The sequence below is a fragment of the Noviherbaspirillum album genome, assembly GCF_035916955.1.
GTDB lineage: Bacteria > Pseudomonadota > Gammaproteobacteria > Burkholderiales > Burkholderiaceae_D > Noviherbaspirillum > Noviherbaspirillum album.
On record NZ_JAWIIV010000003.1, the window covers coordinates 158,764 to 184,571 of the forward strand.

A 25,808-nucleotide genomic window follows, 5' to 3' on the forward strand; every position below is an offset into this window, starting at 1 on the left:
TATGCTGCCGTTATCGACACCACGCCATTGACCATTGCCATCATGACTTTTTTGCCGCTTGCCAGCCTCACCGGTTCGATGTTTTCCACCGCTGCCATGCAGCAGGTATTCAGCGCGCAAGCCTGCGTGCAGGGCATGCTGGATTTCGAGGCGGCGCTGGCGCGGGCCGAAGCGCTTGCCGGCGTGATTCCCGCCTCCGCAGCGGAGCCGATCCGGAAAGCCTGCGTCAGCGAGCGCATCGATCTGCAGGCGCTGTCTGCGGCTGCAGCCGCGGCGGGCAATCTTGCCATTCCGCTGGTCAAGCAGCTGACCGCCGTGGCGGCCGGGGATGACAAGGAAGCGTCCAAGTATGTGCATTGGGGCGCGACCAGCCAGGATGCGATCGACACCGGCATGGTGTTGCAGCTGCGCCGGGCGCTGGACCTGATCGACGCCGACCTGGATGCGCTGGCCGACGGATTGGCGGAACTGGTGCAGCACCATGCGGACACGGTCATGATCGGTCGCACCTGGATGCAGCATGCCTTGCCGGTTACCTTCGGCCTGAAAGCGGCCGGCTGGCTCGATGCGGTGCTGCGCCACCAGGAACGCCTGCAGGCATTGCGTCCCCGTGTGCTCGCACTGCAGTTCGGCGGTGCGGCCGGCACGCTGGCCAGCCTCGGCGACAAGGGCATGGAAGTCGCGCAGGCGCTGGCCGAAGAATTGCAGCTGCAGCTGCCCGATACGCCATGGCATGCGAGTCGCGACCGCATGGCGGAGGTCGGTGCCGTACTGGGCATGCTGACCGGTACGCTCGGCAAGATGGCGCGCGACCTGTCGCTGCAGATGCAGACCGAAGTGGCCGAGCTCAGCGAGCCGGCGGGAGAAGGGCGGGGTGGTTCCTCGACCATGCCGCACAAGCGCAATCCGGTCGGCTGCGCGGCGGTGCTGGCCTGCGCGGCGCGGGTGCCGGCGCTGGTGTCCACCATGCTTTCGGGCATGGTGCAGGAACATGAACGCGCGCTCGGCGGATGGCAGGCCGAGTGGGATACGCTGCCGGAAATCGCACAGCTGGCCGCAGCCGCACTGCAGCAGATGCGGCAGGTCGTCGCAGGATTGAATGTCGACGCCGGCCGCATGCGCGCCAACCTCGACACCACCCGGGGCCTGATCATGGCCGAGGCGGTGATGCTGGCGCTGGGCGCAAAGCTGGGCCGCCTGCAGGCACATCACCTGGTGGAGGACGCCTGCCGGCGCGCGGTGGCTTCCGGGAAGCATCTGCGCGAGGTACTGGAGCAGGATGCCACCATCAGCGCCAAACTGGATGCCGAACAAATCGACAAGCTGCTCGATCCCGCCAACTATCTCGGCCAGGCCGAGGCGTTCGGCGAGCGGGTATTGCACACCTGGCGCCATCGACGCGCCCGCAGTTAAGAGTCAAGGAGAACAGACCAGATGCCGACTATCGATTGCAACGGAACCCGTCTTCATTACCAGGTGGACGGCGTGGAGGGGGCACCATGGCTGGTGCTGTCGAACTCGCTGGGCACCACGCTGGAAATGTGGCGGCCGCAGATGGAAGAACTCGCAAAACGCTTCCGGGTGCTGCGCTACGACACGCGCGGGCACGGCGAGTCGGGCGCGCCGGCCGGGCCCTACTCGGTTGCCCAGCTCGGCAACGACGTGATCGCGCTGCTCGATGCGCTGAAGATCGAACGCGCGCATTTCTGCGGGCTGTCCATGGGCGGCATGACCGGCATGTGGCTGGGCGTGCATGCGCCGCGGCGCATCGACCGCCTGGTCCTGTGCAATACCTCGGCCCTGATCGGTCCGGCCGACGTTTGGAATGCGCGCATCGCCAAGGTCGATGCCGAGGGCATGGCTTCCATCGTGCCGGCGGTGATCGACCGCTGGTTCACGCCGGCCTACCAGCAGCGAGCGCCGCAGGAGGTGGCCGTGGTGCGCGACATGCTGGCCAATACGCCCGCGTCGGGCTATACCGCCAATTGCGCGGCGGTGCGCGACATGGACCAGCGCGCCGACGTGGCGAAGATCCAGGCGCCGACGCTGGTGATCGCCGGCGCGCATGACTTGGCGACGCCGGCCAAAGATGGCAAGGCTGTCGCCGACAGCATTCCCGGCGCGCGCTACGTGGAGTTCGATGCGGCGCATCTGTCGAACTGGGAGCAGGCGGGCAACTTCACTCGCACGCTGGTCGATTTTCTAACCGGCAAGGGAGCCTGACATGGATGAACGCGAACGCCACGCCAAGGGCATGGAAGTGCGCCGGGCAGTGCTGGGCAACGCCCATGTCGACCGCGCCCAGGCCAACATCAATACATTGAACGGCGAGTTCCAGGACCTCATCACCCGCTATGCCTGGGGCGAAATCTGGACCCGTCCCGGACTGCCGCGCCATACGCGCAGCCTGCTGACCATCATGGCCATGGTGGCGCTGAACCGCGAGGAGGAACTGAAGCTGCACCTGCGCGCCGCCGCCAACAACGGCGTCACGCGCGACGAGATCAAGGAAGTGCTGCTGCAGGCGGCAATCTATTGCGGCGTGCCGGCGGCGAATTCGGCGTTTCACATGGCGCAGGAAGTGTTTCGGCAGATGGATGAGGCGGGGCAGGGGGAAGTTGGCGTCCAGAGGTAATTGAAGAGATTGGTTGGATACGTATGTAAAAGGTTTCAAACCACGTAGTTGGATCGTTCCCTCCCCTTGTAGGGGAGGGACAGGGTGGGAATGGGTTTCATGCCGCAGTTGAACCCATCCCCACCCCAACCCTCCCCTTGAAGGGGAGGGAGCATAAAAGCACTAATAAGCTTCCAATAAACATAACGGAGACAACCATGCAGCATCCCACGCGTCAAAGGCGGCAGCCATGATAGGCAATTTCATCGGCGTGCTCTTCGACGGCATTGCCTACGGCAGCCTGCTGTTCCTCATCAGCGTCGGCCTGTCGGTCACGATGGGCCTGATGAATTTCGTCAACCTTGCGCACGGCGCCTTCGCCATGCTCGGCGGTTATGTCAGCGTCACGCTGATGATGCGCATGGGCGTGCCCTTCCTGCTGTCGCTGCCGGTCGCCTTCCTCGCCAGCGCCGCCGTCGGCTTCGTGCTCGAACGCACGCTTTACCGACGCCTCTACAAGGCCAGCCATCTCGACCAGGTGCTGTTTTCCATCGGCCTGACCTTCATGGCGGTAGCCGCCGCGACGTATGTGTTCGGACCGCAGCAGCAGCCGGTGGCCCTGCCGGAATTCCTGCGCGGGCAGGTGTCGGTGCTGGGGCTGGACCTGGGCGCCTACCGGCTGTTCATGATTGCGGTGGTCATCGCCATCACGCTGGCGCTCGGCTTCCTGATCGAGCGCACCCGCTTCGGCGCGCAGATCCGCGCTTCCGTCGACAACCAGATCGCGTCCGCCGGCCTCGGCATCAACGTCAACCGGGTGTTCAGCCTGACGTTCGCGCTCGGCTCCGGCCTGGCCGGCCTCGGCGGCGGACTGGGCATCGATGTTCTCGGCCTCGATCCGACCTTTCCGATCAAGTACATGGTGTACTTCCTGCTGGTGGTCGCCGTGGGCGGCGCAGGCACCATCAAGGGACCGCTGCTGGCGGCGCTGATCCTCGGCGTGTTCGACGTGGCCGGCAAGTACTACGTGCCGGCAATCGGCGCCTTCGTGATCTATGCGCTGATGGTCGTGCTGCTGCTCCTGTTTCCAACCGGCCTGCTCGGGAGGCGTTCATGAAATCCGCAACCGTATCCACTCCGGCACCGGGCGCGCCCGGCGCGCCGGCGGCAGTCCAGCCGGTTCGCCATCCGTTGCCCAATGACCGCTGGAAGCCGCTGGAAATCGTGTTCTGGCTGCTGCCTGTCGTCTCCTACTTCCTCTTTCCCGAATACCTGGTGCTGGCCAGCCAGATCATGATCGTCGGCCTGTTCGCGGTGTCGCTCGACCTGATCCTCGGCTATGCCGGCATCGTCTCGCTCGGCCATGCGGCCTTCTTCGGCCTCGGCGCCTATACCGCCGGGCTGCTGTCGGTGCACGGCTGGAGCGAGCCTATCAGCGGCCTGCTGATTGCCGCCGCGGTCGCCGGACTGGGCGGCTTCCTGGCCAGCTTCCTGGTGGTGCGCGGGCAGGACCTGACGCGGCTGATGGTCACGCTGGGCGTCGGCCTGATGCTGTTCGAGGCGGCCAACAAGGCAGCATTCATCACCGGCGGGGTCGACGGCCTGTCGGGCGTGGCGATGAACAAGCTGCTCGGCGTGTTCGAATTCGACCTGTACGGCAAGACCGCGTTCTGGTACAGCTTCGCGGTGCTGTTCATCGTGTTCGCCATATTGCGCCGCCTGGTCAGTTCGCCGTTCGGCCTTTCGCTCAAGGGCATCCGCGAAGGCGCGCGCCGCATGCCGGCCATCGGCGCCGATGTCAACCGGCGACTGGTCGTGGTGTTCACCATCGGCGCCACCGTCGCCGGCATCGCCGGCGGACTGCTGGCTCAGACCACGCAGTTCGTGGGCCTGGATTCGCTGAGCTTCGCCCGTTCGGCCGAACTCATGATCATGCTGGTGCTGGGCGGCACCGGCCGCCTGTACGGCGCATTGATCGGCGCGCTGGTGTTCATGCTGGCGCAGGACTACATCGCCGGGCTCAATCCCGCGTACTGGCAATTCTGGATAGGCCTGCTGCTGATCGTGATCGTACTGTTCGCGCGCGGCGGCATTCTTGGCGGCGGCGAACGGCTGCTCAACCTGGTCAGGGGCAGCAAGGGAGGAGTGCGATGAATACCACACTGCGTACCGAAGGCCTGTCCAAGCAATGGGGCGCGTTCAAGGCCAACAGCGACATCAGCCTGAGTTTCGCGCCCGGCGCGCGGCACGCGCTGATCGGACCCAACGGCGCCGGCAAGACCACCTTCATCAACCTGCTCACCGGCAGTCTCGCGCCGACTTCAGGCCGCGTATTCTTCGGCGATGCCGACATCACCGCCTTGCCGCAGCACCAGCGGGTCAAGCGCGGCATGACCCGCACCTTCCAGATCAATACCCTGTTCGCCGGATTGACGGTACTGGAATCGGTGATGCTGGCCATCTGCGAGCGCGAAGGCAAGCATTTCGTCTGGACCAGAACGGTCGCGCAGCAGCATGCCGAGATTGAGGAAGCGATGGCGCTGCTGGCCATGCTCAAGCTGGAACGCGACGCCTCTACCGTGACGCGCAGTCTGCCTTACGGCAAGCAGCGCCTGGTCGAGATCGCGCTGGCACTGGCAACCAAGCCGACAGTGCTGCTGCTGGACGAGCCTGCGGCCGGCATACCGCAGGCGGAAAGCAAGGAATTGTTCGACGTGATCGCGAAGCTGCCGCGCGAAGTGACGATCCTGTTCATCGAGCATGACATGGGGCTGGTGTTCCGCTTCGCCGAGCGCATCACGGTGATGGTGGGCGGCAAGGTGCTCACCGAGGGTACGCCGGAAGAGATCGCGGCCGATCCGCGCGTCAAGGAAGTGTATCTGGGGGAAGCCGAACATGCCTGAATTGCTTGCACTTGACAATGTGACCGCCGGCTATGGCGAATCGGTTGTGCTCGAAGGCATCTCGCTGTCCATGCAGGAGGGCGACAGCCTGGCGCTGCTGGGCCGCAACGGCGTCGGCAAGACCAGCCTGCTGGTGACCCTGATGGGGCTGACGCGACTGCATGGCGGCGGCATCCGCTGGCGCGGCAGGGACATCACGCGCATGTCCACGCATGAACGCGCGCATGCCGGCCTGGGCTGGGTGCCGCAGGAGCGCTACATGTTCCCCTCGCTGACGGTGGAAGAGCACCTGACGGTGGTGGCGCGTCCGGGCGAATGGGATGTAAGGAAAGTCTATGAACTCTTTCCGCGCCTGCAGGAGCGCCGTGCCAACATGGGCAACCAGCTGTCGGGCGGCGAGCAGCAGATGCTGGCGATCGCGCGGGCGCTGATGGTCAATCCCAGCCTGCTGCTGCTGGACGAGCCGATGGAAGGGCTGGCGCCCATCATCGTGCAGGAACTGACGCGGGTGATACGCGCGCTGGTGGTGGAGCGCGGCATGTCGGTGATCGTGGTGGAGCAGCATGCGCGGCTGGCGCTGTCGCTGACCAAGAAGGCGATCGTGCTCGACCGGGGCAGGGTGGTGCATGAATCCGACAGCGACAGCCTGATGCAGGATCCCGACACGCTCAACCGCCTGATCGCGGTGGCGTAGCGCCGCCCTGTGCGGTCCCGCTGCGGTCCATCGGCCGTGCCGGGCGGCAGCGTCTGCAAGCAAACGGGATGTGTTGGACAATACGCGCATGACGATTTCCCATGAATCCGGTTCCGGCCGCACTGTCGCCAAGGCGGCCTCCCTCCCGCTGCTCGCACTGACCATCTTTCTGGTCGCCATCAATCTCCGACCAGCACTATCCGGCGTCGCGCCGCTGCTCGCAGCGATCCGCGCCTCGACCGGCTTGTCGGCGGCCGGCGCAGGCGGACTGACGACCCTGCCCGTGCTCTGCTTCGGCATCATCGCGCCGCTCGGTCCGCTGCTGGCCCGCCGCTATTCGGCCGAACGCACCATCCTGTTTTCCTTGCTGCTGCTGGCCGTGGGCATCGTGCTGCGCGCATTCTTCGGCCTGCCCGGCCTGTTCGCCGGTACCTTCATCGCAGGTGCGAGCATCGGCGTCGCGATGGTGCTCTTGCCCAGCATCATCAAGCGCGATTTCGCCCACAACATCAGTTTCATTACCGGTCTCTATACGATGGCGCTGTGCCTTGGAGCGGCCGTCGCGGCGGGCGCCGCCGTTCCCCTGCAGCAGGTCGCCGGCGGCGACTGGCGCATTTCGCTTGCCTTCTGGTCGGTGCCGGCACTGCTTGGCGCGCTGGCATGGCGCGCCCAAGGCATGCATGGCGCGTCGGGTCCGCAGCAAAATCGCTACCGCGTCAGCGGACTGAGCAGGAGCAGGGTGGCCTGGTATGTCGCCATTTTCATGGGACTGCAATCGGTGCTCGCCTATTGCGTATTCGGCTGGCTGCCCACGATCCTGATCGATCGCGGCTTTACCGCGCTGAGCGCGGGCGCGGTGCTGTCGACGTCGATTGCCGCACAGCTCGTCACCGCGCTGGCCGGTCCTTGGCTAGCCACCCGCGGCCGCGACCAGCGCATGATTGTGGTGGTCATGATGGCCCTGACGCTGGTCGGTCTGATGGCCTGCATGTATGGGCCGCCGGGACAGGTGTGGCTGTGGGCGGTCGTACTCGGCCTGGGCCAGGGCGGCAGCTTCAGCGTCGCCACCATGCTGGTGGTGCTGCGCTCGCCCAATGCCCATGTGGTGGCGGCGCTGTCCGGCATGGCCCAACTGGTCGGCTACCTGCTGGCGGCAACCGGCCCGTTCATCGCGGGCTTGCTCAGGGATGCCACTGACGGATGGAATGTCGCCGCCGGCTTCTTCGTGATCGTCGGCATTGCCGCCACGATTGCGGGCATGGGTGCCGGGCAGAAGCTGTATGTGAATGCGACAGTACAGGAAGCCGGATGAAGGAGGCGGGCGATGAACGACGTTCGGATGCTAGAATCTGCGGCATCCTTTACCACCTCGCGCCATGCCCCCCGTGCCCCTATCCAGCCTGATACCGCTCGACTCCCAGAGCTATCTGAATATCTCGCATGATCCCGTGCGCGGCTGGCTCTACAACGACTGGATCGGCTACCAGACGGTCGGCTCGGTACAGGAAGGATGCGAGCGCATCCTCGACCTGATGATCGAGCACCGGGCCTTCAAGGTGCTCAACGACAATACCCGCGTGCTCGGCATCTGGTCCGGCGCCGCCTCCTGGGTGGCGACCGACTGGTTCCCTCGCATGCGCGGCGCCGGCATGCAGCGCTTCGCCTGGATATACAGCGCGAGCCGGTTTTCCCAGATTTCCACCGACACCACCCTGTCGCTGCTGGACACCGGCGCCAGCGTCAAGGTGTTCTACGAAACCAGCGAAGCCTTCGAATGGCTTGATCAATCGGACCAGCGCGAAGCCCTGATGACGGCCTGGATCGAGCAGAACCGGCGCGAGGGCACGCCGCCGCAAGTCATTTCCGCGGTGCTGAGCCATCACTGGACACCCGCGCGGGCATGGCGCGAACATCTCGGAATTTCCCAGGCGCAGATGGCCGCACGCCTTGGCATATCCCAGCTCGAATACGCGGCGCGCGAGACGGTGCTGCACCTCAATGCCGGTCACCGGGAACAGATCGCCGCCGTCCTCGGGGTGCGCAGCGAATTGCTGGAAGTCTGAACCCGCGAGCGGTATTCGACGCTGGCGCCGCTCTCACCAAATGAAAAAGGCCCCGGCGGCTTGTGCCCCAGGGCCTTTTTCTCTTTCCAGCTGCCGAATTGCGCCATGCGTTCATGGCGCAATGCAGTATTACTTGCCGGTGTCCTTCATGTCGACAAACTTGTCGAACTCCACGTTGTAGACTTCGCCGTTCACCTTCTCCACCTTGCGGATGTAGACCGTCTGCACCACGTCGCGGGTAGCCGGGTCGATCATGATCGGGCCGCGCGGGCTGTTGATTTTCATGCCCTTGAGCGCCGCCATGGCCTTGTCGCCGTCGATCTTGCCGTTGAGCTTCTTCGACACTTCATAGATGGCATGGATGCCGTCATACGCGGCCACCGCCATGAAGTTCGGACGGCCGCTGCCCGGATTGGCGTCGGCGTAATGCTTGCGGAAGGTCTTGTTCTCCGGCGAATCGTGGGCCGCCGAATAATGGAAGCTGGTGATGACGCCCAGCACCGCATCGCCCATGGCCGGCAGCACGTGGTCGTCGGTCAGGTCGCCGGTGGCGATGACCTTGATGCCGGCTTCCGCCAGTCCGCGCTCGCGGTAGCCTTTCATGAAGGCGATGCCTTGCTCGCCGGCCGGCACGAAAATGAATACCGCCTCCGGCTTGGCATCCTTGATGCGCTGGATATACGGGGCGAACTCGGGATTGCGAAGCGGCACGCGGATCGATTCGACGATCTGTCCTCCGCCGCCGACGAAGTTGGTCTTGAAGGCGGTTTCCGCATCGATGCCCGGACCGTAATCGGCCACCAGCGTGACCACCCGCTTCACATTGTTCTTGACGGCCCAGGTCGCCATCGGCCCCGATACCTGCGGCAGCGTCATCGATACGCGGGCGATGTAGTTCGACTTGGTCGTGATGATGGAGGTTGCCGCATTCATGATGATCATCGGCTTCTTCGCCTGTTCGGCGATCGGCGCCACCGCGAGCGCTTCCGGAGTCAGGCCGAAGCCGGCAAGGAAGTCCACCTTGTCACGCACCACGAGCTCCTGCGCCAGGCGCTTGGCCACTTCCGGCACCGGACCGGTGGTGTCCTTGATGATGATCTCGACCTTCTTGCCCGCGACCTTGTCGCCATGCTGCTTCATGTAAGCCTTGATGCCACTTTCCATCTGCTTGCCATAGTCGGCGAAGGGGCCGGAGAAGGGCGCCACCAGGCCAACCTTGATGGTTTCCTGTGCCAAGGCTGCAGCGCTGCTCAGTCCCAGGGTGCCGATGGCGGCGATCGATGCCAGTATCTTGCTGATCTTCATGCTTGTCTCCTGTCTTTTGGCCTGGAGGTCTAAGCCTCCACGGCTGTTGATTTTTGCAAATGATGATTGGCTTGTCAGCGGCAACGTACGACGCTGCTGAAAATGATCATAACTGAATCATTGTGCGCTTAGCACAGACCTGTTCGCTGAACGCACGGTTTCGATTGGGCCTTGCATGAACCTTTGTTTCGCGTTGAATGTGCGTTGAACATGCTATTCCACCTTCTCGTAAGGCAGGCCGACATAATTCTCGGCAATCGTCGTGAGCCCGGCCCGCGATCCGGTGTAGTACTCGAGGTCGGCCAGCTGAATGCGCTGGCCGAAGGGGTCGTCCCCCAGCTTGTGCAGCACCGATGTCATCCACCAGGAAAATCGCTCGGCCTTCCAGATGCGGCGCAGGCAGAGATCGGAGTACTTTTCCAGCAGGTCGGTCCGTCCTTCCTGATAAGTCTTGCGCAGCACGTGATACAGCGTATAGACATCGCTGGCCGCAAGGTTCAAGCCCTTGGCGCCGGTCGGCGGCACGATATGCGCCGCATCGCCGACCAGGAACATGCGACCGAACTTCATCGGTTCCGCGACGAAGCTGCGCAACGGCGCAATGCTCTTCTCGATCGAAGGTCCGGTCACCAACGACGCTGCGACGTCTTCGGGCAGACGTGACTTGAGCTCATTCCAGAAGCGCTCGTCCGACCAGTCTTCAACCTTGTCGTCCAGCGAGCACTGCACATAGTAGCGGCTGAGCGTGTCGGAACGCATGCTGCACAGTGCAAACCCGCGCTCGTGGTTGGCGTAGATCAGTTCATGCGAGACCGGCGGCGTGCGCGACAGGATGCCGAGCCAGCCGAAGGGATAAACCCGTTCGAAGGTCTTGAGCTTGTCCGCCGGCGCGGACTTGCGCGATACGCCATGGAAGCCGTCGCAGCCGGCGATGTAATCGCATTCCAGCTCGACCTTTTCGCCATCCTTGACGAAGCTGACGCGCGGCCGGTCTGTCTCGAAATCATGCAGCTGTACATCCTGCGCCTCGTAGATGCTGATGCCGCCGGCGGCCGTCCTCGCCTCCATCAGATCGCGCGTGACTTCGGTCTGGCCGTAAACCATCACGGTTTTGCCGCCGGTCAGTTCCTTCAGGTCGATACGCTCGCGCCGCCCGGAAAACGACAGGCTTACGCCTTCATGGACACGGCCTTCGCGATCCATGCGCTGGCCGGCGCCGGCTTCCCGGATCAGTTCCACGGTGCCCTGTTCCAGCACGCCGGCGCGGATGCGGCCGAGCACATAGTCGGGCGACCTTGCTTCGAGGATCACGGTATCGATGCCTTGCCTATGCAGCAGCTGGCCCAGCAGCAAGCCCGACGGGCCGGCGCCGATGATGGCGACCTGGGTTTTCATGGAAGTCTCCTCGAATGTTGTTCGCTATGGTCGTATCTTCGTTCCGGAACCGCCCGCTGGGAATGGACTTTTTTGAGAATAAATTGTACTTTTCGAATATTTGCTGCCCCCCGAGAGAAAGCGCCACCGATGCGCGGCCCAGGGTCGAGAGGAGATGACATGACCACTGTCGGTGCTGTCCCCATGTACAAGCTGTACGGCGAGCATGACAACTGGCCGACCCCGGAAATGGTGCACTGCGAGTCGATTGCCGCGCGCAGCCGTTTGCACAATTGGCATATCAAACCGCACCAGCACACCGGCCTGTTCCAGATCCTGTATCTCGAGCGCGGCAGCGCGCGCATCCAGCTCGATGACCGCCAGCGGATGATGCATGGCGACCATGTGCTGATGGTGCCGCAAATCTGCATCCACGGCTTCGAGTTCGCGCAGGACACGGTCGGTCATGTGGTCACGCTGGCCTATCCGTTGATCAACAAGCTCAGCCGCCAGATGAGCAAGGGCCTGGGCGCGCTGACCAGCCCCAGCCTCCATGCGCTCGGCGACGATCAGGAAAGCGCGTGCATCAGGATGGCCTTCGGCGCGCTGGATGCCGAGTATCGGGGAAGCGCGCCGCATCGCGACGTGCTGATCGAGGCTCTGCTCGGCGCCATTCTGGTCTGGCTGACACGGCATGCGATGGAAATGCCTTCCGGCATGCAACGCGAGGCGGGCAGGGGCGCAAGGCACTTCGCGCGTTTCTGCGACTTGCTTGAAGAGCATTACCTGCGGCACCTGCCGGTCGTCCAGTATGCAAAGCAGCTGGGCATCACGGCAAGTCACCTTAACTTGCTATGCCGGCAGACAGTCGGCAAATCCGCGCTGGAACTTATTCATGAGCGCGTGCTGCTGGAAGCCAAGCGCAGTCTCGTCTATACCTCGATGACTATCAGCGAGGTGTCGTATGCGATCGGATTTTCCGATCCGGCCTATTTCACGCGCTTCTTCAAGCGCGGCACCGGATGCTCGCCGAAGGAATTCCGGCAGCGCGCCGTTGACGGAATTTCAACGACGTCGGAGGGATTGCCAGTCGATTCACACATGCAATGATTTTTTCGCAGGGCAAGCAATGGCGGCGCGGCTTGGATACAATGCCTGCTTCATGAAATAAGGAGTCCGCACATGGATGACCACGACTTTTCCGAAAAAGACTGGCAGCGATTGTTGCGCCACATCGGCGAAGACCCGAGCCGGCAGGGCTTGCTGGAAACACCCAAGCGCGTCGACAAGGCCTGGCAGCACTGGACATCCGGTTACAAGCAGGATCCGGCCGACATCCTGAAGGTGTTCGAGGATGGCGCCGAGAAATACAACGAGCTCATCGTGGTGCGGGGCATCCCCGTCTACAGCCATTGCGAGCATCACCTGGCGCCGTTCTTCGGCACCGCAACGGTCGGTTATACGCCGAACGGCAAGATTGTCGGCCTGTCGAAACTGACGCGCCTGGTTGAGTGCTTCGCCAAGCGCCTGCAGGTCCAGGAGCGCCTGACCATCCAGGTCGCGGAAGCGCTGATGACTCATGTCGAGCCGCTGTCGGTCGGCGTCGTGATCCGCTGCCGCCACATGTGCATGGAAAGCCGCGGCATCCAGACGCCGGGCGAGGAAACCGTGACCTCGGCCCTGCTGGGCGAAATGCGCACCAACCTCGGATTGCGCACCGAGTTTCTTTCGCTCGCGCGCGAGAAGGGCTAGGACTGATCGAAAGCAGCCGGAAAGCAGGCGAAGCGGTCGGCTGCAGGCCTTACCCGCATTCTCCCGACACACCTCGAAGCACATCGATACACCTCGAAACACCGGCATCGGATGCCGGTGTTTTTTTTCGCCGTCCTCGGTTGTCAGTTCATCGCGCTGGCCCTCAATGCAGCTTGACGGACGGAGTCACCTTGCCGCGCAGCCAGTGCGCAAGGCTTTGCGCCGCCATGCGCAGGAAGCCATGCAGGGCCATGACATGCTTCTGGTACATCAGACCGTACAGCACGCGGGCCGCGACGCCGCCCAGCAGCATTTCACGCTCCGGATTGCTGCAGAGCAGGCTGCCGACCGCGGCGAAGGGGCCCAGGGACACCAGCGAGCCGTAATCGCGATACCGGAAGGGCGGTAATTCACTTTCCGGTTTCGCCGACAGGATTTCGGCAAGGTACATCGCCTGCTGGTGCGCCGCCTGCGCGCGCGGCGGCACGGCGGCGCCCTTGGACGGGCAGACATAGCTGGAACAGTCGCCGATGGCGAAGATATCGCGGTCTTCCAGCGTCTGCAGGCTCGGCGTCACGATGACCTGTCCCAGCCGGTTCAGGGCCAGGCCCATCGTGGCGCAGACTTCGGGACCTTCGACGCCGGCCGCCCAGAGCGTCATGTCCGATGGATGGCGTGTGCCTTCTGCATCCACTACTGCATCATGCTCGACACGCGCCACGGTGGTCGAGGTGCGCACCGCGATGCCCAGCGAAACGAGATGGCGGGCCGCCCTGCGCGACAGGCGCGGATTGAGATGCGGCAGCAACAGTTCGCCGCGTTCGAGGATGCTGATATGCACATCCCGCTCGGGGTCAAGCGCATGTACGTTGTAGCGGGCCAGCTCGCGCACCGCATGAACCAGTTCGGCGGCAAGCTCGACGCCGGTGGCGCCGCCGCCGACAATGATGATGTTGAGTGCGGCGTGACGGCTGCCTGCTTGCATGCAGCCGCTAAGGAAACGCTTGCGGAAATGCTCGGCTTCCCAGACGCTGTCCAGCGTCATGGAATGTTCGGCGGCGCCGGGAATGTTGAAGAAATTGGTGACCGCGCCGAAAGCCAGGACCAGCCTGTCGTAGGCGACTGTCCTGGGCGGCAGGATTTCATTGCCGCCGGCGTCGCGATATGCGCCCAACGAGACGGTCTTGCGGCGCCGATCCACGTCGAGCACTTCGCCGCAAACGAACTCGAAGCCATGCTCGGACGCCTGCGCCGCATACTGCACTTCATGGACCTGGGGATCGCGCTTGCCGGACGCCACCGTGTGCAGCAGCGGCTTCCAGAAATGCGTGGGCGAGCGGTCGACGAGGACGATGCGGGCACGGCCCTGCCTGCCCAGGCAGTCCCCCAGCCGCGTTGCGAGCTCAAGCCCGCCGGCTCCTCCTCCTGCAATGACAATGGTTTGCATGACTTGCCTCCAGACTGTTTGAAATCCCGAACCGATTAGGAATGCGCATCGCCTTGAACTTCCGAATCCCGCCTGCTATTGGCTGTTAATATAAGCGCAAGCAATTCAAAAGAAAAATTAATTTTTCTGCCTATTTGATAAGGAAGGACTTATGAATCCAGCGAGCTTCAAGCAGCTCGAAGCCTTGCTTCTTGTCGCACGGCACGAGAGCGTTTCGCGTGCGGCCGAAGCCCTGCATGTCACCCAGCCGGCGGTATCGCTGCAGTTGCGCATGCTGGAGGAGGCCGCCGGCACGCCGCTCACGCGCAGGGTGGGACGCGGCATACAGCTAACCGCTGCCGGCGAGGTGATGGTCGACTTCGCCGACCGCATATTGCGGCTGTGGGAAGAGGCGGCCGATGAAGTCGCGGCGCTGAAGGGCGCGATCAGCGGCACCTTGCGCATCGGCGCAATCACGACCGCCGAATACCTGCTGCCGCCGATGCTGGTGCAATTCACGACCGAGCGGCCTGGTGTGCGCATCAAGCTCCAGGCCGGCAACCGCAACGAGATCGTCAGCATGCTGACCAAGCATGAAATCGATTTGGCCATCATGGGCACACCGCCGCGTGAACTGAGGACCAATGCTTCCCGCTTCGCCCGGCATCCCATGGCCTTCATTGCCAGTCCCGATCACCCGCTGATGAAGAAAAGGCGAGTGACGCTGGGCGATATCATGGAAGCCAATCTGCTGGTGCGCGAACGCGGCTCCGGCACGCGCACCACGGTCGAAAGATTGTTCAAGGAGGCGAGCATGCCGCTGCGCATCGGGTCGGAGCTCTCCAGCAATGAAGCGATCAAGCGGATGGCGGTGGCGGGACTGGGAGTGGCCTTCCTGTCAGTGCATGCCTGCACGCTGGAGTTCGAGGCGGGACTGGTCGGCCTGCTGCCGATGGCGGAAAATCCGGTGGAGGCGGACTGGTATGTGATGCACCTGACCGACAAGGCCATCCCGACGGTCGCCGCCGCCTTCCAGGATTTCGTGATCGAGAACGGCCAGCAGGTGGTACACAAGCAGCTCGGCGCCTTCCATCGCGATGCGGCCAAGCCGCGGCGTGCCCGCAACCCGCGTTAATACCCCGGGCGTGGCGTACCGGATTGTGCTTGCGCGCCGCCCTTGAAATGGGCCGCCAACGCGCTGGTCGCCTGTGCCAGCATGATAGCGTCGACGCCGACCGCAACGAAGCTGCATCCCAGATCGAGATAACGCTGCGCAAGGCCGCGATCCGTCGCAAGGATGCCCGCCGCCTTGCCGGCTGCCTGCACGGTGCGGATCGCATCGTCGATCGCTGTCATCACATCCGGATGGGTCGGATTGCCGCGATGCCCCATCGATGCCGAGAGGTCGGCGGGACCGATGAATACGCCATCGACGCCGTCCACCGCCGAAATCGCAGCGAGATTCTCCAGGGCGGTCCGGGATTCCGCCTGCACCAGCAGGCAGATTTCCCGGTTGGCCTCGTCCACGTAACCTGGAATGCGATTCCAGCGGGATGCCCGTGCGAGCGCGCTGCCGACACCGCGTACGCCCTCGGGGGGATAGCGCGTGGCGCGCACCAGCTCCGCCGCCTGTTCGGCGGTTTCCACCATCGGCACCAGCAGGCTTTGCACTCCGAGGTCGAGGTACTGCTTGATCAGTGCCGTGTCGCCGATCGGCGGTCGCGCGACGGGATGGGATGCATATGGCGCCACAGCCTGCAGTTGCGCGAGCATGCTGCGCACATCGTTGGGCGCATGTTCGCCGTCAAGGAGCAGCCAGTCGAAACCGGCGCCGGCGCAGATTTCGGCGGAATAGGAATTGGCCAGGCCGAGCCACAGGCCAATCTGGGCTTGACGGCCGGCGAGGGCGCGTTTGAAGGAATTGATCGGCGTTTGCATTCGACGTTACGGGTCGTAGACGGTGGATGAAAGCGCTATGGTACTGCCAGCGAGTAAAGCTTGCCGTTCACTGGTTCGCCAAACCATTTCCGGGCCATGGATGGCCCGGAAATGCGTCCTTGGACGCGCCTTCAATTCAGGTCGTGACCGGCCCGATGGTGCCAGGGAATTCCGGGGGAGTGGCATCCGGCAGGATTTCCGGTCCTTGCGGGCCGGAAGGGGCAATCGGATCCAGCGGCGGAGAAATTTCCGGTTCCGGCTGGGTCGACGGAGCGATCTCCGGCGCGGGATTCGGTGTAACCGGCACTTCCGGCGGCGAATGGGAAGGGTTCTCGTGGGTTTCGGGATGGGACATGGCAGTACTCCTCATTCATTGTTCAAATGGATGGTCGATGCCGCTGATCTGTACTTTTTACCAGGCGATGTATAAAGTGCGATCTCCTTGTCGAGCCAAGCCGTCTTCAGCGGTCGTTACCCGGTTTGCATGAATGTATTGCAACATCCGTTCCATCGGCATGATTGCGCCTCGGGTTATTGCCGTCGCGAAAGCTCTTGGTCAGGACGTCACCTGAGCATGTTGTAAAGGGGGACTGACCTGTCGCATCGCTGCGGCAACTTCAAAAACAAAGCCCGCAAAAGCGGGCTTTGTCATGATGCGGTAACTGGATGAATCAGGCGAAGTTCTTAGCAACGAAATCCCAGTTGACGACGTTCCAGAATGCCTCGACGAACTTCGGACGGGCATTGCGGTAGTCGATGTAGTACGCATGCTCCCAGACGTCGCAGGTCAGCAGCGGCTTGTCGGCGGTGGTCAGCGGCGTGCCGGCGTTGGACGTGTTGGCGATGTCGACCGAACCGTCGCCCTTCTTCACCAGCCATGTCCAGCCGGAACCGAAGTTGGTCACGCAGGACTTGGTGAACTCTTCCTTGAACTTGTCGAAGGAACCGAACTTGGCATTGATGGCATCCGCCAGTGCACCGGTCGGTGCGCCGCCGGCATTGGGCGCCATGCAGTTCCAGAAGAAGGTGTGGTTCCAGACCTGCGCGGAGTTGTTGAACACGCCGCCCGAGGACTTCTTGATGATGTCTTCCAGGGAAGCGTTCTCGTATTCAGTTCCCTTGATGAGGTTGTTCAGGTTGGTGACATAGGCCTGGTGATGCTTGCCGTAGTGGTACTCCAGAGTCTCCTTGGAGATGTGCGGCTGCAGTGCGTCCATCGCGTAAGGCAGAGGGGGCAGGGTATGTTCCATGTGGCTTCCTTTCTGTTATCGGGCGGTTGATGTTGTTTTTGAAAGAGCTCAATTGTATGTCGGATGCGGCGAGGCTGCATGGAGCCCCGGATTGATCCAGCGCCAAGTCAGGCAGGGAACCGGCCCTTGTATTCGGCGGCGAATATCCGCTATGGCAACGCGGATATGGGCGTTCAGTCCAGCGTCGGCTGCACGCTGGCGATGCCGACTTCGGCCGCGCCGTCGGCCAGCCTGACGGAGACCACTTCGCGCGGACGGATATCCTTCGGCGAGCGGATCAGCTTGCCCTTGCCGTCGATAACCATCGCATAGCCGCGCTCCAGCGTTCGTTGCGGGTTCAGAAGTTCCAGCTGCGCCGAAAGCGCGGCCAGCGCCTGGCGGCGCTGCGAACCGGAGGTTGCCATTCTTGTCGTGAGGCGCCGGGCATTGTCGGCCAGCCTTGCCCTGGCCGCCGACGTCTGCGGCAGTTTCGCATGAAGCCGGAGCTGCAGCTGGTTGACGGCAAACCTGGCCTGGTTCAGGGGTGTCCGCGTCGCATGCGCAAGTCGCGTCTGCAGCGACTGGAGTTTCAGCCGCTCGTGGGAAATGTAGGCTGCCGGACTGACCAGCCGCCGCGCCAGCCAGTCGAGCGTCTGGGCAGTGTCGGACATTTGCCTGCGCAACGCGCGCGTGAGGTCGTCGGCATGGGACTCCAGCAATGCCAGCCAGTCTTCGCGCGGCGCTGCCGCCATCTCGGCGGCCGCCGTGGGCGTGGGAGCCCGCAGGTCGGCGGCGAAGTCGGCGATGGTAAAGTCCGTTTCGTGGCCGACTCCCGAAATGACCGGCATCGAACAGGCTGCGATCGCCCGCGCAACCGCTTCCTCGTTGAAGCTCCACAAATCCTCGATGCTGCCTCCGCCACGGCAGACCAGCAGGGTGTCGACCTCGGCCCGGGCGGAGGCGGTAGCGATCGCCTGCGCGATCTTGGCTCCCGCGCCTTCGCCCTGCACCGGCGTAGGATAAAGAATGACCCGCACATGGGGTGCGCGGCGGCGCAGGGTGCTGAGGATGTCGCGCAGCGCCGCCGCCTGCGGACTGGTGACGATGCCGACCGTGCGGGCGAACAGGGACAGCGGCCGCTTGCGGGCCGGGTCGAACAGGCCTTCCGCGGTCAGCTGCTCCTTCAGGCGCAGGAAAGCTTCATACAGGTTGCCCACGCCGGCGCGCCGGATCGCCTCCACGTTCAGCTGGTAATCGCCGCGCGGCGCATACAGCGTAACCAGCGCGCGGACCTCGACCTTGTCGCCTTCGCGCGGCGTGAAGCCGGCATGCTGGGCCCGCCCGCGGAACATGACGGCCCGCACCTGGGCGCCGTCATCCTTGAGCGTGAAATACCAGTGGCCCGATGCGGCGCGAGTGAAGTTGGAGATTTCGCCGGACACCCAGGCCAGCGGAAAATTTCTTTCCAGCATGCGGGCGACCGACTGGTTCAAGGCCGACACCGTCATCACCGGGGCTTGCGCGGGAACGGGCGTCTGCGGTTTTTCATTGAAATTTTCAAATGACATTGGGCTTCCCATCGAGCATCTGTCCACAGATTGGGGATAGTGTCCGCTCACTGTCACAGTTGGTTACAATCAACTTTGGCTTGATATAAGTCATTGATTTAAAAAGTGAGTGCGTTTCGCACGTGTTACTTTGGAGCAAAAGAAAAGTCTTATGAATCAAGCGCTTTGACAGATTCCCACAGACTTGCCCACAAAGTTATCCACAGGGTCGGCGCAGCGGGTTCAAGTCATTTCAAGCGATTTGCATGCTTGATCGCAGCGGCCCAACACGATACATTCTGCATCCGTCTGAAATGAACCAAGGAGCCTGTTTTGCTCGCCATTATCCAAGCTGCCGGCTGGCCCATCTGGCCGCTGCTGATCGCGTCCGTCATCGGGCTGGCCCTGATCATCGAGCGCTTATTGTACCTGCGACGCAATCGCATCCTCCCGCCCAACCTGTTGAATGAAGTGATCCGCGTCTACCAGAATGGCAAGATCGGATCCGACGTCGTTACCAATCTTGAACAGAATTCCCCGCTCGGCCGCGTCCTGGCGGCGGGATTGCGCAACGTGAACGCGCCGCGCGAGGTCATGAAGGAATCGATCGAGGAGGCGGGGCGCGGTACAGCCCACGAGCTGGAACGCTTCCTCACCACACTGGGCACCATCGCGACCCTGGCGCCGCTGATGGGCCTGTTCGGCACGGTGGTCGGCATGATCGAAATCTTCGGTTCGCAGAATGCGGCCGGCACCAATCCTGCACAGCTTGCGCACGGCATCTCCGTGGCGCTGTACAACACCGGCTTTGGTCTTGCGGTTGCCATGCCCACCCTGGTTTTCTACCGCCATTTCCGCGCGCTGGTCGACAGCTTCATCGTCGACATGGAACAGCAGGCCGTGAAATTCGTCGATAGCGTGCACAGCAACCGGAAATAAGGCTTCCCCATGAATTTTCGCAAGGGCAAGGGCAGGGATGATCCGGAAATCAACCTGATCGCATTTATCGATGTTCTTCTCGTGATCCTCATCTTCCTGATGGTGACCACGACCTACAGCAAATTCACCGCGCTGCAGATCACGCTGCCGACGGCCGATGCCGAAAAGGCACTGGAGCAGCCCCAGGAAATCAATGTGGGCATCGATGCCCAAGGCCGCTACGCGATCGACAACAGGCAGGTCGCGGTGCGCGACGCCGGCGGCCTGGCGGAAGAGCTCAAGGCGGCGGCCGGCGCCGGAGGACAGGCGAAACAGGATCCGGTCATCATCATCAACGCCGATGCCACCGCCGCGCACCAGCTCGTGATCAATGTCCTGGAAGCCGCCCGCATGGCCGGATTCGCCAAGGTTACGTTTGCCGCCCAGTCCAGCGGCAAGAAATGAGGCCGGCAGAGGCGGTATTGCTCAAGGCATGGCAGCGCCGCGGCCTGCTCGCCTGCGCGCTGCTGCCGGTATCGCTGGTGTTCCGGCTGCTGGCCGGGCTGCGCCGCCTGCTTTACCGGACGGGCTTGCTGCGGAGCGTCCGCTTGCCGGTGCCGGTGATTATCGTCGGCAACATCTTCATCGGCGGCACAGGCAAGACGCCGCTCACCATCTGGCTGGTGCGGGAGCTTGAGCAGGCAGGCTTCACGCCCGGTGTCATTTCCCGCGGATACGGCAGCAGGCATGAGCACCCCACGGCGGTGACCGCTGCTTCGGCACCTGCGGACGTCGGGGATGAGCCGGTGCTCATCGCCGCCCGCACCCAGTGCCCCGTGATGGTCGGGCGCAGCCGGGTCGAGGCGGCGCGGGCCCTGCTGGCGCAGCACCCGGCAATCGATGTGATCGTGTCCGACGACGGACTTCAGCATTACGCGCTGCAGCGCGATATCGAAATCGTGCTGTGCGACGAACGCGGAAACGGAAACGGCTGGGTACTCCCGGCGGGGCCGCTGCGCGAGCCGGCGACCCGGCGCAGGGATTTCACGGTCGTCAATGCACATGCGATCCCCGACACGATGGCCCGGCCGGCGTACCGCATGCTGCTCGCCGGCGGCAGCGCCGAGCGCCTGTGCGACCGTACCCAGACCCGGCCGCTTGCCGCGCTGGCCGCACCCCGGATCTGGGCCGCCGCCGGCATTGGCAACCCGGCAAGGTTTTTCTCGATGCTCGAAAAAGCCGGCGTAAAGGCAAGCACTCTTGCCTTGCCGGATCATTACGACTTCGCCGATAACCCGTTCGCGAACATCGAAGCCGATATCATCCTGATCACGGAGAAGGATGCAGTAAAATGTACGCAAATTGACATGCTGAAGAATGACCCGCGCTTGTGGGTCGTACCCGTGACGGCGCGCATCGACCGCGTGCTGGCAGAACAAATAGTGGAGAAATGTCGTGGACGCCCGACTGCTTGATATCCTGGTTTGCCCGTTGTGCAAGGGGCCTCTTGAATACGACAAGACCGCGCAGGAACTGATCTGCAACCCGGACAAGCTTGCCTATCCGATCCGTGACGGCATTCCCATCATGTGGGCCGACGAAGCGCGCGATCTCAACGCTCCGGCTCCGTCTTCCGCACCCTAGGCGCGGCAGCCCGACAGCCAGATAGCGACGCAGCGGAGGGGCAAAGCCGCAGAGCAGTCGCACCGCCGCACCGTTGCACCGCCGGCCTGGCGCGACCCCTCATTCATCACCTTATTCGCTGTCATCGATCCGACCGATTCGACCGTCACTGGAATTGCATCATGCCGTTTACCGTCATCATTCCCGCGCGCCTGGCGTCAACGCGCCTGCCCAATAAACCGCTTGCCGATCTCGGCGGCAAACCCATGGTCGTGCGCGTTGCCGAGCGGGCCGCCCTGTCCGGTGCCAGGCAAGTGGCCGTGGCAACGGACCATGCCGACATCGTTGCCGCCTGCCGGGAGCATGGCGTCGACGTCCACCTGACCCGCGCCGATCATCCTTCCGGCACGGACCGCATAGCGGAGGTCGCGGCCGCCCTCGGACTGCCGGAAGAGGCGGTCATCGTGAACGTGCAGGGCGACGAACCGCTGATCGACCCTGGGCTGGTGGCGGCGACCGCCGCGCTGATCGGCCCTGATACACCGATGGCAACTGCGGCGCACGCGATTCATTCGGCCGCCGAGGCGTTCAACCCGAATATCGTGAAGGTCGCGCTCGACCGCGCCGGCAAGGCCCTGTATTTCTCGCGCGCGGCGATTCCCTGGCATCGCGATGGATTCGCGCAAACGAAGGACTTGCTGCCGAGCGGCTACCAACCCTTGCGCCATATCGGCCTCTATGCTTACCGCAATGCCTTTCTGCAGGCGTACCCGCGCCTGGAAATTTCGCCGCTCGAACAGATCGAGGCGCTCGAACAACTCCGCGTGCTCTGGCATGGTTTCCCGATCGCTGTTCACGTCACCGAAAGAGCGCCCGCCGCAGGCGTGGATACCCCGGAAGATCTTGCCCGGGTCAGGACTCATTTTGGTCAAGAAAAATAGAAGAAATCCTTATGGGTCTGCCGGTCAGTCAAGATTCTGTGGTAAGTTTCATGAAAAGTTGGCGTGATACAAACATGCCCATACGGGAAACTCACCCCGCATTGCAAAAAATTTAAAACCAGTCTAGGAAAATGTCATGCGTCTCATCCTTCTCGGAGCGCCTGGTGCCGGCAAAGGCACGCAAGCGAATTTCATCAAGGAAAAATTCAACATCCCGCAAATTTCGACCGGCGACATGCTGCGCGCGGCCGTAAAGGCAGGCACGCCGCTCGGGATCGAAGCCAAGAAGGTCATGGACGCGGGCGGCCTGGTGTCCGACGACATCATCATCGGCCTGGTCAAGGACAGGCTGAAGCAGCAGGATTGCGCCAACGGCTACCTGTTCGACGGCTTCCCCCGCACCATCCCGCAGGCGGATGCGATGAAAGAGGCCGGTGTCGCCATCGACTTCGTGCTTGAGATCGACGTGCCGGATTCGGCAATCATCGAGCGCATGAGCGGACGACGCGTGCATCCGACTTCCGGCCGCACCTATCACGTGGCGTTCAATCCGCCCAAGGTGGAAGGCAAGGACGACGTGACCGGCGAAGAACTGATCCAGCGCGATGACGACAAGGAAGAGACGGTACGCAAGCGCCTCTCCGTGTACCATGATCAGACCGAGGTACTGGTCGACTACTACAACAAGTGGGCCGCCTCCGGCCAGCCGGGTGCGCCGAAGTATCGGAAAATCGAGGGCGTCGGACCGGTGGAGACGATACGGGACAGGGCCTTCGCAGCCTTGGCCGAATAAAACAAAGCGGACCTCGTGTCCGCTTTTTTGTTTTTGCGGGCTGAACCTAATGTGGGCCGGAGAACCAAAATCGGGAAATGCATTTCAAACTCCGCGCTCGGGAGCCGACATTAATCAATAGGCGGACTTCGACACAAAGGACAATATCCAGCGACACCGGAACAAAATCTGAACGGCAAGCGTGGAACGCAAAACCGATCCATGCATTGCCAATGCAATGAGCTTCAACCAGTTGTGTAAAAAGTTTTGCAGTGCGTCGTAGCCGAAGGACGAAGGTAACAGCACCACCAGGTACCAGCCGATGGCGATACGGCAGCATGCGTATCGACAGTCCTCCGGAACATCGTCGTTGTTTTAACTTTGTTGACAACAACATGGAGGAGTCGTTATGGCAACAGGTTTGTGGTTTGCCGTAGCATGCGGCGTGCTCGCTGTCGTCTACGGTCTGGTGTCGCGCAGCTGGATTCTGAAGCAGGATGCCGGCAATGCCCGAATGCAGGAAATCTCGCTCGCCGTGCAACAGGGCGCCGCAGCCTATCTCGGCCGACAGTACCGAACCATTGCTGTTGTCGGCATCATCCTGTTCATCCTGATCGCCATGCTGCCGGGGCTAGGCATGCAAAGCGCGATCGGCTTCCTGATCGGCGCGGTGCTGTCGGGTGCCTGCGGCTTCATCGGCATGAACGTTTCCGTGCGCGCCAATGTCCGCACCGCCCAGGCGGCCTCGGTCGGCATGAATCAAGCGCTGAATGTCGCGTTCCGGGGCGGAGCCATTACCGGCATGCTGGTCGCGGGACTCGGCCTTCTCGGCGTCGCGCTCTTCTACTGGTACCTGACTGCCGCCGGCGGCACGGCGGCCAATCCCCACGATGTCATCAAGCCGCTGATCGGCCTCGCATTCGGCGCGTCCCTGATCTCGATCTTCGCGCGCCTGGGCGGCGGGATCTTCACCAAGGGTGCTGATGTCGGGGCGGACCTGGTCGGCAAGGTGGAAGCCGGCATCCCCGAAGACGACCCGCGCAATCCGGCGGTCATCGCCGACAACGTCGGCGACAACGTCGGCGATTGTGCCGGTATGGCCGCCGACCTGTTCGAGACCTATGTGGTGACGCTGATAGCGACCATGCTGCTGGGCGCATTGATGATCAGGGGCGCGGAGAGCGAGGCGGTGCTGTATCCGATGCTGCTCGCCGCCGTGTCCATCCCGGCATCCATCGTGGGCTGCTCGATGGTCAAGGCCAGGCCGGGCAAGAAAATCATGTCGGCGCTATATACCGGGCTGTGGTGGGCAGCGGGCCTGTCGCTGATCGGTTTCGCCCTGGTGACATGGTGGCTGCTGCCCGAACCGATGCGCATCCCGATGATGGGTTCCGCGCTGGTCGGCATCGTCCTGACCGGGCTGATGGTGTACATCACCGAGTACTACACCGGCACCGAATACAAGCCGGTACGCCATATTGCCGAAGCATCGACCACAGGACACGGCACCAACATCATCGCCGGCCTCGGCGTATCGATGAAGGCGACCGCCTATCCGGTGCTCGCCGTCTGCGCCGCCATCCTGGCCACCTACTGGATAGGCGGTCTGTATGGCGTAGCCATCGCGGCAACGTCCATGCTGTCGATGGCAGGCATCATCGTTGCCCTGGATGCCTATGGCCCGATCACCGACAATGCCGGCGGCATTGCCGAGATGGCCGACATGCCGGCGTCGGTGCGTGCCATCACCGATCCGCTCGATGCCGTCGGCAACACCACCAAGGCGGTCACCAAGGGCTATGCGATCGGCTCGGCGGGACTCGCGGCCCTGGTGCTGTTCGCCGACTACACGCATGCGCTCGACACCGCCGGCAAGAGCACCTCTTTCGATCTGTCGAATCCGATGGTCATCGTCGGCCTGTTCATAGGGGGCCTCATTCCCTACCTGTTCGGCGCCATGGCGATGGAAGCGGTGGGGCGTGCCGCCGGGGCGGTGGTGGTCGAGGTGCGGCGCCAGTTCCGCGACATCAAGGGCATCATGGACGGCAGCGGCAAGCCCGAGTATGACAAGGCGGTCGACATGCTCACCGCCTCGGCGATCAGGGAAATGATCCTGCCATCCTTGCTGCCGGTGGTGGTGCCGATCGTGGTCGGCCTGCTGCTTGGCCCCGCCGCGCTAGGCGGCCTGCTGATGGGCACGATCATCACCGGGCTCTTCGTCGCAATCTCGATGACCACCGGCGGTGGCGCCTGGGACAATGCCAAGAAATACATCGAAGACGGACATCATGGCGGCAAGGGCTCCGACTCGCACAAGGCTGCGGTGACCGGGGATACCGTCGGCGATCCGTACAAGGACACCGCGGGCCCGGCAGTCAATCCGCTGATCAAGATCATCAATATCGTGGCCTTGTTGCTGGTGCCGCTGCTGCCGGCGGTCGGGCCGCAAACAGCCGGCAGAGAATTCAGCTTTCCAGATCCCGTTTCGATGAAATCATCGACCACCGTGGTCTCACCCGGAGCAGCACCCGAGCGCGTACCCGGCCAGAAACCCTGAGCCGGCCTGCTCCAACAAGAAACAAGCAAAAGGCGGCTGCGGCCGCCTTTTGCTTTCCAGGCAAAAAATTGGCTACAATGCCTTCGAGTTACGTTTACGTTAACGTCATGAGCAGTGTCGGACGTCATTGAAATTTCCAATTTGAAAAAGGG

Annotated in this window: 26 protein-coding genes; 19 read left to right on the forward strand and 7 right to left on the reverse strand. The window is 62.9% G+C overall.

The features are described 5' to 3' along the window. Positions 1-42 precede the first annotated feature (42 nt). From RY831_RS05570 to RY831_RS05610, 9 genes are all read left to right on the forward strand, one after another. Positions 43-1,413 carry a 3-carboxy-cis,cis-muconate cycloisomerase gene (locus RY831_RS05570; protein WP_326505332.1) on the forward strand — a complete coding sequence of 457 codons (1,371 nt, stop codon included), beginning with the start codon at positions 43-45 and terminating at the stop codon, positions 1,411-1,413. A gap of 21 nt (positions 1,414-1,434) precedes the next feature. Then, a complete protein-coding gene (pcaD, locus tag RY831_RS05575) occupies positions 1,435-2,223 on the forward strand; it encodes a 3-oxoadipate enol-lactonase (protein WP_326505333.1) in 789 nt (262 codons plus the stop codon). Between the two features lies 1 nt (position 2,224). Next, entirely contained in the window at positions 2,225-2,635 is a 411-nt protein-coding gene (gene pcaC, locus RY831_RS05580) for a 4-carboxymuconolactone decarboxylase (RefSeq protein WP_326505334.1), read from the forward strand. A 229-nt stretch (positions 2,636-2,864) separates the two neighbouring features. After that, positions 2,865-3,731, forward strand: coding sequence for a branched-chain amino acid ABC transporter permease (locus RY831_RS05585; protein ID WP_326505335.1), 867 nt, complete (start codon positions 2,865-2,867; stop codon positions 3,729-3,731). After that, on the forward strand, positions 3,728-4,768 hold the full coding sequence (locus tag RY831_RS05590; protein ID WP_326505336.1) for a branched-chain amino acid ABC transporter permease: 1,041 nt from the start codon (positions 3,728-3,730) through the stop codon (positions 4,766-4,768). Before RY831_RS05585 ends, RY831_RS05590 begins: the two co-directional genes overlap by 4 nt. Then, the gene (locus RY831_RS05595; RefSeq protein WP_326505337.1) at positions 4,765-5,517 is read left to right on the forward strand and encodes an ABC transporter ATP-binding protein; all 753 of its coding nucleotides are present in this window, start codon (positions 4,765-4,767) and stop codon (positions 5,515-5,517) included. The genes RY831_RS05590 and RY831_RS05595 overlap by 4 nt, the downstream gene beginning before the upstream one ends. Then, complete coding sequence (locus tag RY831_RS05600; RefSeq protein ID WP_326505338.1) at positions 5,510-6,211, forward strand: ABC transporter ATP-binding protein; 702 nt, start codon at positions 5,510-5,512, stop codon at positions 6,209-6,211. The genes RY831_RS05595 and RY831_RS05600 overlap by 8 nt, the downstream gene beginning before the upstream one ends. A 70-nt stretch (positions 6,212-6,281) precedes the next feature. After that, positions 6,282-7,523 carry a CynX/NimT family MFS transporter gene (locus tag RY831_RS05605; RefSeq protein ID WP_326505339.1) on the forward strand — a complete coding sequence of 414 codons (1,242 nt, stop codon included), beginning with the start codon at positions 6,282-6,284 and terminating at the stop codon, positions 7,521-7,523. 64 nt (positions 7,524-7,587) lie between these two features. Continuing rightward, positions 7,588-8,274 (forward strand): helix-turn-helix transcriptional regulator, encoded by a 687-nt coding sequence (locus RY831_RS05610; protein ID WP_326505340.1) that lies wholly within the window; start codon positions 7,588-7,590, stop codon positions 8,272-8,274. A gap of 129 nt (positions 8,275-8,403) precedes the next feature. Here RY831_RS05610 and RY831_RS05615 read toward each other — a convergent pair whose 3' ends face one another. Then, complete coding sequence (locus RY831_RS05615; protein ID WP_326505341.1) at positions 8,404-9,579, reverse strand: ABC transporter substrate-binding protein; 1,176 nt, start codon at positions 9,577-9,579, stop codon at positions 8,404-8,406. 213 nt (positions 9,580-9,792) lie between these two features. After that, positions 9,793-10,974, reverse strand: a complete 1,182-nt coding sequence (gene pobA, locus RY831_RS05620) for a 4-hydroxybenzoate 3-monooxygenase (protein ID WP_326505342.1) — start codon at positions 10,972-10,974, stop codon at positions 9,793-9,795. Positions 10,975-11,133: 159 nt separating this feature from the next. Here pobA and RY831_RS05625 point away from each other — a divergent pair, with 159 nt between their 5' ends. Together RY831_RS05625 and folE are read left to right on the forward strand one after the other, a co-directional pair. Then, positions 11,134-12,063, forward strand: coding sequence for a helix-turn-helix domain-containing protein (locus tag RY831_RS05625; RefSeq protein WP_326505343.1), 930 nt, complete (start codon positions 11,134-11,136; stop codon positions 12,061-12,063). Between the two features lie 72 nt (positions 12,064-12,135). Continuing rightward, the gene (folE, locus tag RY831_RS05630) at positions 12,136-12,705 is read left to right on the forward strand and encodes a GTP cyclohydrolase I FolE (protein WP_326505344.1); all 570 of its coding nucleotides are present in this window, start codon (positions 12,136-12,138) and stop codon (positions 12,703-12,705) included. Between the two features lie 163 nt (positions 12,706-12,868). Here the strand turns inward: folE and RY831_RS05635 are convergent, their stop codons facing one another. Further along, positions 12,869-14,152 carry an NAD(P)/FAD-dependent oxidoreductase gene (locus RY831_RS05635; protein WP_326505345.1) on the reverse strand — a complete coding sequence of 428 codons (1,284 nt, stop codon included), beginning with the start codon at positions 14,150-14,152 and terminating at the stop codon, positions 12,869-12,871. Between the two features lie 151 nt (positions 14,153-14,303). Here RY831_RS05635 and RY831_RS05640 point away from each other — a divergent pair, with 151 nt between their 5' ends. Next, positions 14,304-15,266 (forward strand): LysR family transcriptional regulator, encoded by a 963-nt coding sequence (locus RY831_RS05640; protein WP_326505346.1) that lies wholly within the window; start codon positions 14,304-14,306, stop codon positions 15,264-15,266. On the opposite strand, the gene hpaI is transcribed toward RY831_RS05640, so the two are convergent. From hpaI to xseA, 4 genes are all read right to left on the reverse strand, one after another. Continuing rightward, positions 15,263-16,069, reverse strand: a complete 807-nt coding sequence (gene hpaI / locus RY831_RS05645; RefSeq protein ID WP_326505347.1) for a 4-hydroxy-2-oxoheptanedioate aldolase — start codon at positions 16,067-16,069, stop codon at positions 15,263-15,265. The two genes, RY831_RS05640 and hpaI, sit on opposite strands and share 4 nt — an antisense overlap. A 136-nt stretch (positions 16,070-16,205) precedes the next feature. Beyond that, entirely contained in the window at positions 16,206-16,424 is a 219-nt protein-coding gene (locus RY831_RS05650; RefSeq protein ID WP_326505348.1) for a hypothetical protein, read from the reverse strand. Positions 16,425-16,740: 316 nt separating this feature from the next. Next, positions 16,741-17,319 (reverse strand): superoxide dismutase [Fe], encoded by a 579-nt coding sequence (gene sodB, locus RY831_RS05655; RefSeq protein WP_326505349.1) that lies wholly within the window; start codon positions 17,317-17,319, stop codon positions 16,741-16,743. A gap of 173 nt (positions 17,320-17,492) precedes the next feature. Then, positions 17,493-18,866 carry an exodeoxyribonuclease VII large subunit gene (xseA, locus tag RY831_RS05660; RefSeq protein WP_326505350.1) on the reverse strand — a complete coding sequence of 458 codons (1,374 nt, stop codon included), beginning with the start codon at positions 18,864-18,866 and terminating at the stop codon, positions 17,493-17,495. A gap of 312 nt (positions 18,867-19,178) precedes the next feature. On the opposite strand from xseA, the gene RY831_RS05665 reads away from it, so the two are divergent. The 7 genes from RY831_RS05665 to RY831_RS05695 all read left to right on the forward strand — a co-directional run bounded on the left by RY831_RS05665 (position 19,179) and on the right by RY831_RS05695 (position 25,656). After that, positions 19,179-19,784: a MotA/TolQ/ExbB proton channel family protein gene (locus RY831_RS05665; protein ID WP_326505351.1), complete on the forward strand. Its 606-nt coding sequence runs from the start codon at positions 19,179-19,181 to the stop codon at positions 19,782-19,784. A gap of 9 nt (positions 19,785-19,793) precedes the next feature. Next, positions 19,794-20,228 carry an ExbD/TolR family protein gene (locus RY831_RS05670; protein ID WP_326505352.1) on the forward strand — a complete coding sequence of 145 codons (435 nt, stop codon included), beginning with the start codon at positions 19,794-19,796 and terminating at the stop codon, positions 20,226-20,228. Further along, complete coding sequence (lpxK, locus tag RY831_RS05675; RefSeq protein WP_326505353.1) at positions 20,225-21,238, forward strand: tetraacyldisaccharide 4'-kinase; 1,014 nt, start codon at positions 20,225-20,227, stop codon at positions 21,236-21,238. Before RY831_RS05670 ends, lpxK begins: the two co-directional genes overlap by 4 nt. After that, on the forward strand, positions 21,219-21,407 hold the full coding sequence (locus tag RY831_RS05680; protein WP_326505354.1) for a Trm112 family protein: 189 nt from the start codon (positions 21,219-21,221) through the stop codon (positions 21,405-21,407). The genes lpxK and RY831_RS05680 overlap by 20 nt, the downstream gene beginning before the upstream one ends. A gap of 161 nt (positions 21,408-21,568) precedes the next feature. After that, positions 21,569-22,327 (forward strand): 3-deoxy-manno-octulosonate cytidylyltransferase, encoded by a 759-nt coding sequence (gene kdsB / locus RY831_RS05685; protein WP_326505355.1) that lies wholly within the window; start codon positions 21,569-21,571, stop codon positions 22,325-22,327. Between the two features lie 136 nt (positions 22,328-22,463). Further along, positions 22,464-23,120, forward strand: coding sequence for an adenylate kinase (gene adk / locus RY831_RS05690; protein ID WP_326505356.1), 657 nt, complete (start codon positions 22,464-22,466; stop codon positions 23,118-23,120). Between the two features lie 388 nt (positions 23,121-23,508). Next, the gene (locus RY831_RS05695) at positions 23,509-25,656 is read left to right on the forward strand and encodes a sodium-translocating pyrophosphatase (RefSeq protein WP_326505357.1); all 2,148 of its coding nucleotides are present in this window, start codon (positions 23,509-23,511) and stop codon (positions 25,654-25,656) included. Positions 25,657-25,808 lie beyond the last annotated feature (152 nt).

What these genes read in the sequence shown, in the direction of transcription:
- folE (WP_326505344.1), top strand. Translation starts at nt 12,136, where the DNA reads ATGGATGACCACGACTTTTCCGAAAAAGACTGGCAGCGATTGTTGCGC.
- lpxK (WP_326505353.1), top strand. Translation starts at nt 20,225, where the DNA reads ATGAGGCCGGCAGAGGCGGTATTGCTCAAGGCATGGCAGCGCCGCGGC.
- RY831_RS05635 (WP_326505345.1), bottom strand. Translation starts at nt 14,152, where the DNA reads ATGCAAACCATTGTCATTGCAGGAGGAGGAGCCGGCGGGCTTGAGCTC.
- adk (WP_326505356.1), top strand. Translation starts at nt 22,464, where the DNA reads ATGCGTCTCATCCTTCTCGGAGCGCCTGGTGCCGGCAAAGGCACGCAA.
- RY831_RS05595 (WP_326505337.1), top strand. Translation starts at nt 4,765, where the DNA reads ATGAATACCACACTGCGTACCGAAGGCCTGTCCAAGCAATGGGGCGCG.
- pcaD (WP_326505333.1), top strand. Translation starts at nt 1,435, where the DNA reads ATGCCGACTATCGATTGCAACGGAACCCGTCTTCATTACCAGGTGGAC.
- RY831_RS05695 (WP_326505357.1), top strand. Translation starts at nt 23,509, where the DNA reads ATGGCAACAGGTTTGTGGTTTGCCGTAGCATGCGGCGTGCTCGCTGTC.
- pcaC (WP_326505334.1), top strand. Translation starts at nt 2,225, where the DNA reads ATGGATGAACGCGAACGCCACGCCAAGGGCATGGAAGTGCGCCGGGCA.
- RY831_RS05650 (WP_326505348.1), bottom strand. Translation starts at nt 16,424, where the DNA reads ATGTCCCATCCCGAAACCCACGAGAACCCTTCCCATTCGCCGCCGGAA.
- RY831_RS05625 (WP_326505343.1), top strand. Translation starts at nt 11,134, where the DNA reads ATGACCACTGTCGGTGCTGTCCCCATGTACAAGCTGTACGGCGAGCAT.
- RY831_RS05570 (WP_326505332.1), top strand. Translation starts at nt 43, where the DNA reads ATGACTTTTTTGCCGCTTGCCAGCCTCACCGGTTCGATGTTTTCCACC.
- RY831_RS05590 (WP_326505336.1), top strand. Translation starts at nt 3,728, where the DNA reads ATGAAATCCGCAACCGTATCCACTCCGGCACCGGGCGCGCCCGGCGCG.
- RY831_RS05670 (WP_326505352.1), top strand. Translation starts at nt 19,794, where the DNA reads ATGAATTTTCGCAAGGGCAAGGGCAGGGATGATCCGGAAATCAACCTG.
- sodB (WP_326505349.1), bottom strand. Translation starts at nt 17,319, where the DNA reads ATGGAACATACCCTGCCCCCTCTGCCTTACGCGATGGACGCACTGCAG.
- xseA (WP_326505350.1), bottom strand. Translation starts at nt 18,866, where the DNA reads ATGTCATTTGAAAATTTCAATGAAAAACCGCAGACGCCCGTTCCCGCG.
- RY831_RS05610 (WP_326505340.1), top strand. Translation starts at nt 7,588, where the DNA reads ATGCCCCCCGTGCCCCTATCCAGCCTGATACCGCTCGACTCCCAGAGC.
- hpaI (WP_326505347.1), bottom strand. Translation starts at nt 16,069, where the DNA reads ATGCAAACGCCGATCAATTCCTTCAAACGCGCCCTCGCCGGCCGTCAA.
- RY831_RS05585 (WP_326505335.1), top strand. Translation starts at nt 2,865, where the DNA reads ATGATAGGCAATTTCATCGGCGTGCTCTTCGACGGCATTGCCTACGGC.
- RY831_RS05600 (WP_326505338.1), top strand. Translation starts at nt 5,510, where the DNA reads ATGCCTGAATTGCTTGCACTTGACAATGTGACCGCCGGCTATGGCGAA.
- pobA (WP_326505342.1), bottom strand. Translation starts at nt 10,974, where the DNA reads ATGAAAACCCAGGTCGCCATCATCGGCGCCGGCCCGTCGGGCTTGCTG.
- kdsB (WP_326505355.1), top strand. Translation starts at nt 21,569, where the DNA reads ATGCCGTTTACCGTCATCATTCCCGCGCGCCTGGCGTCAACGCGCCTG.
- RY831_RS05640 (WP_326505346.1), top strand. Translation starts at nt 14,304, where the DNA reads ATGAATCCAGCGAGCTTCAAGCAGCTCGAAGCCTTGCTTCTTGTCGCA.
- RY831_RS05615 (WP_326505341.1), bottom strand. Translation starts at nt 9,579, where the DNA reads ATGAAGATCAGCAAGATACTGGCATCGATCGCCGCCATCGGCACCCTG.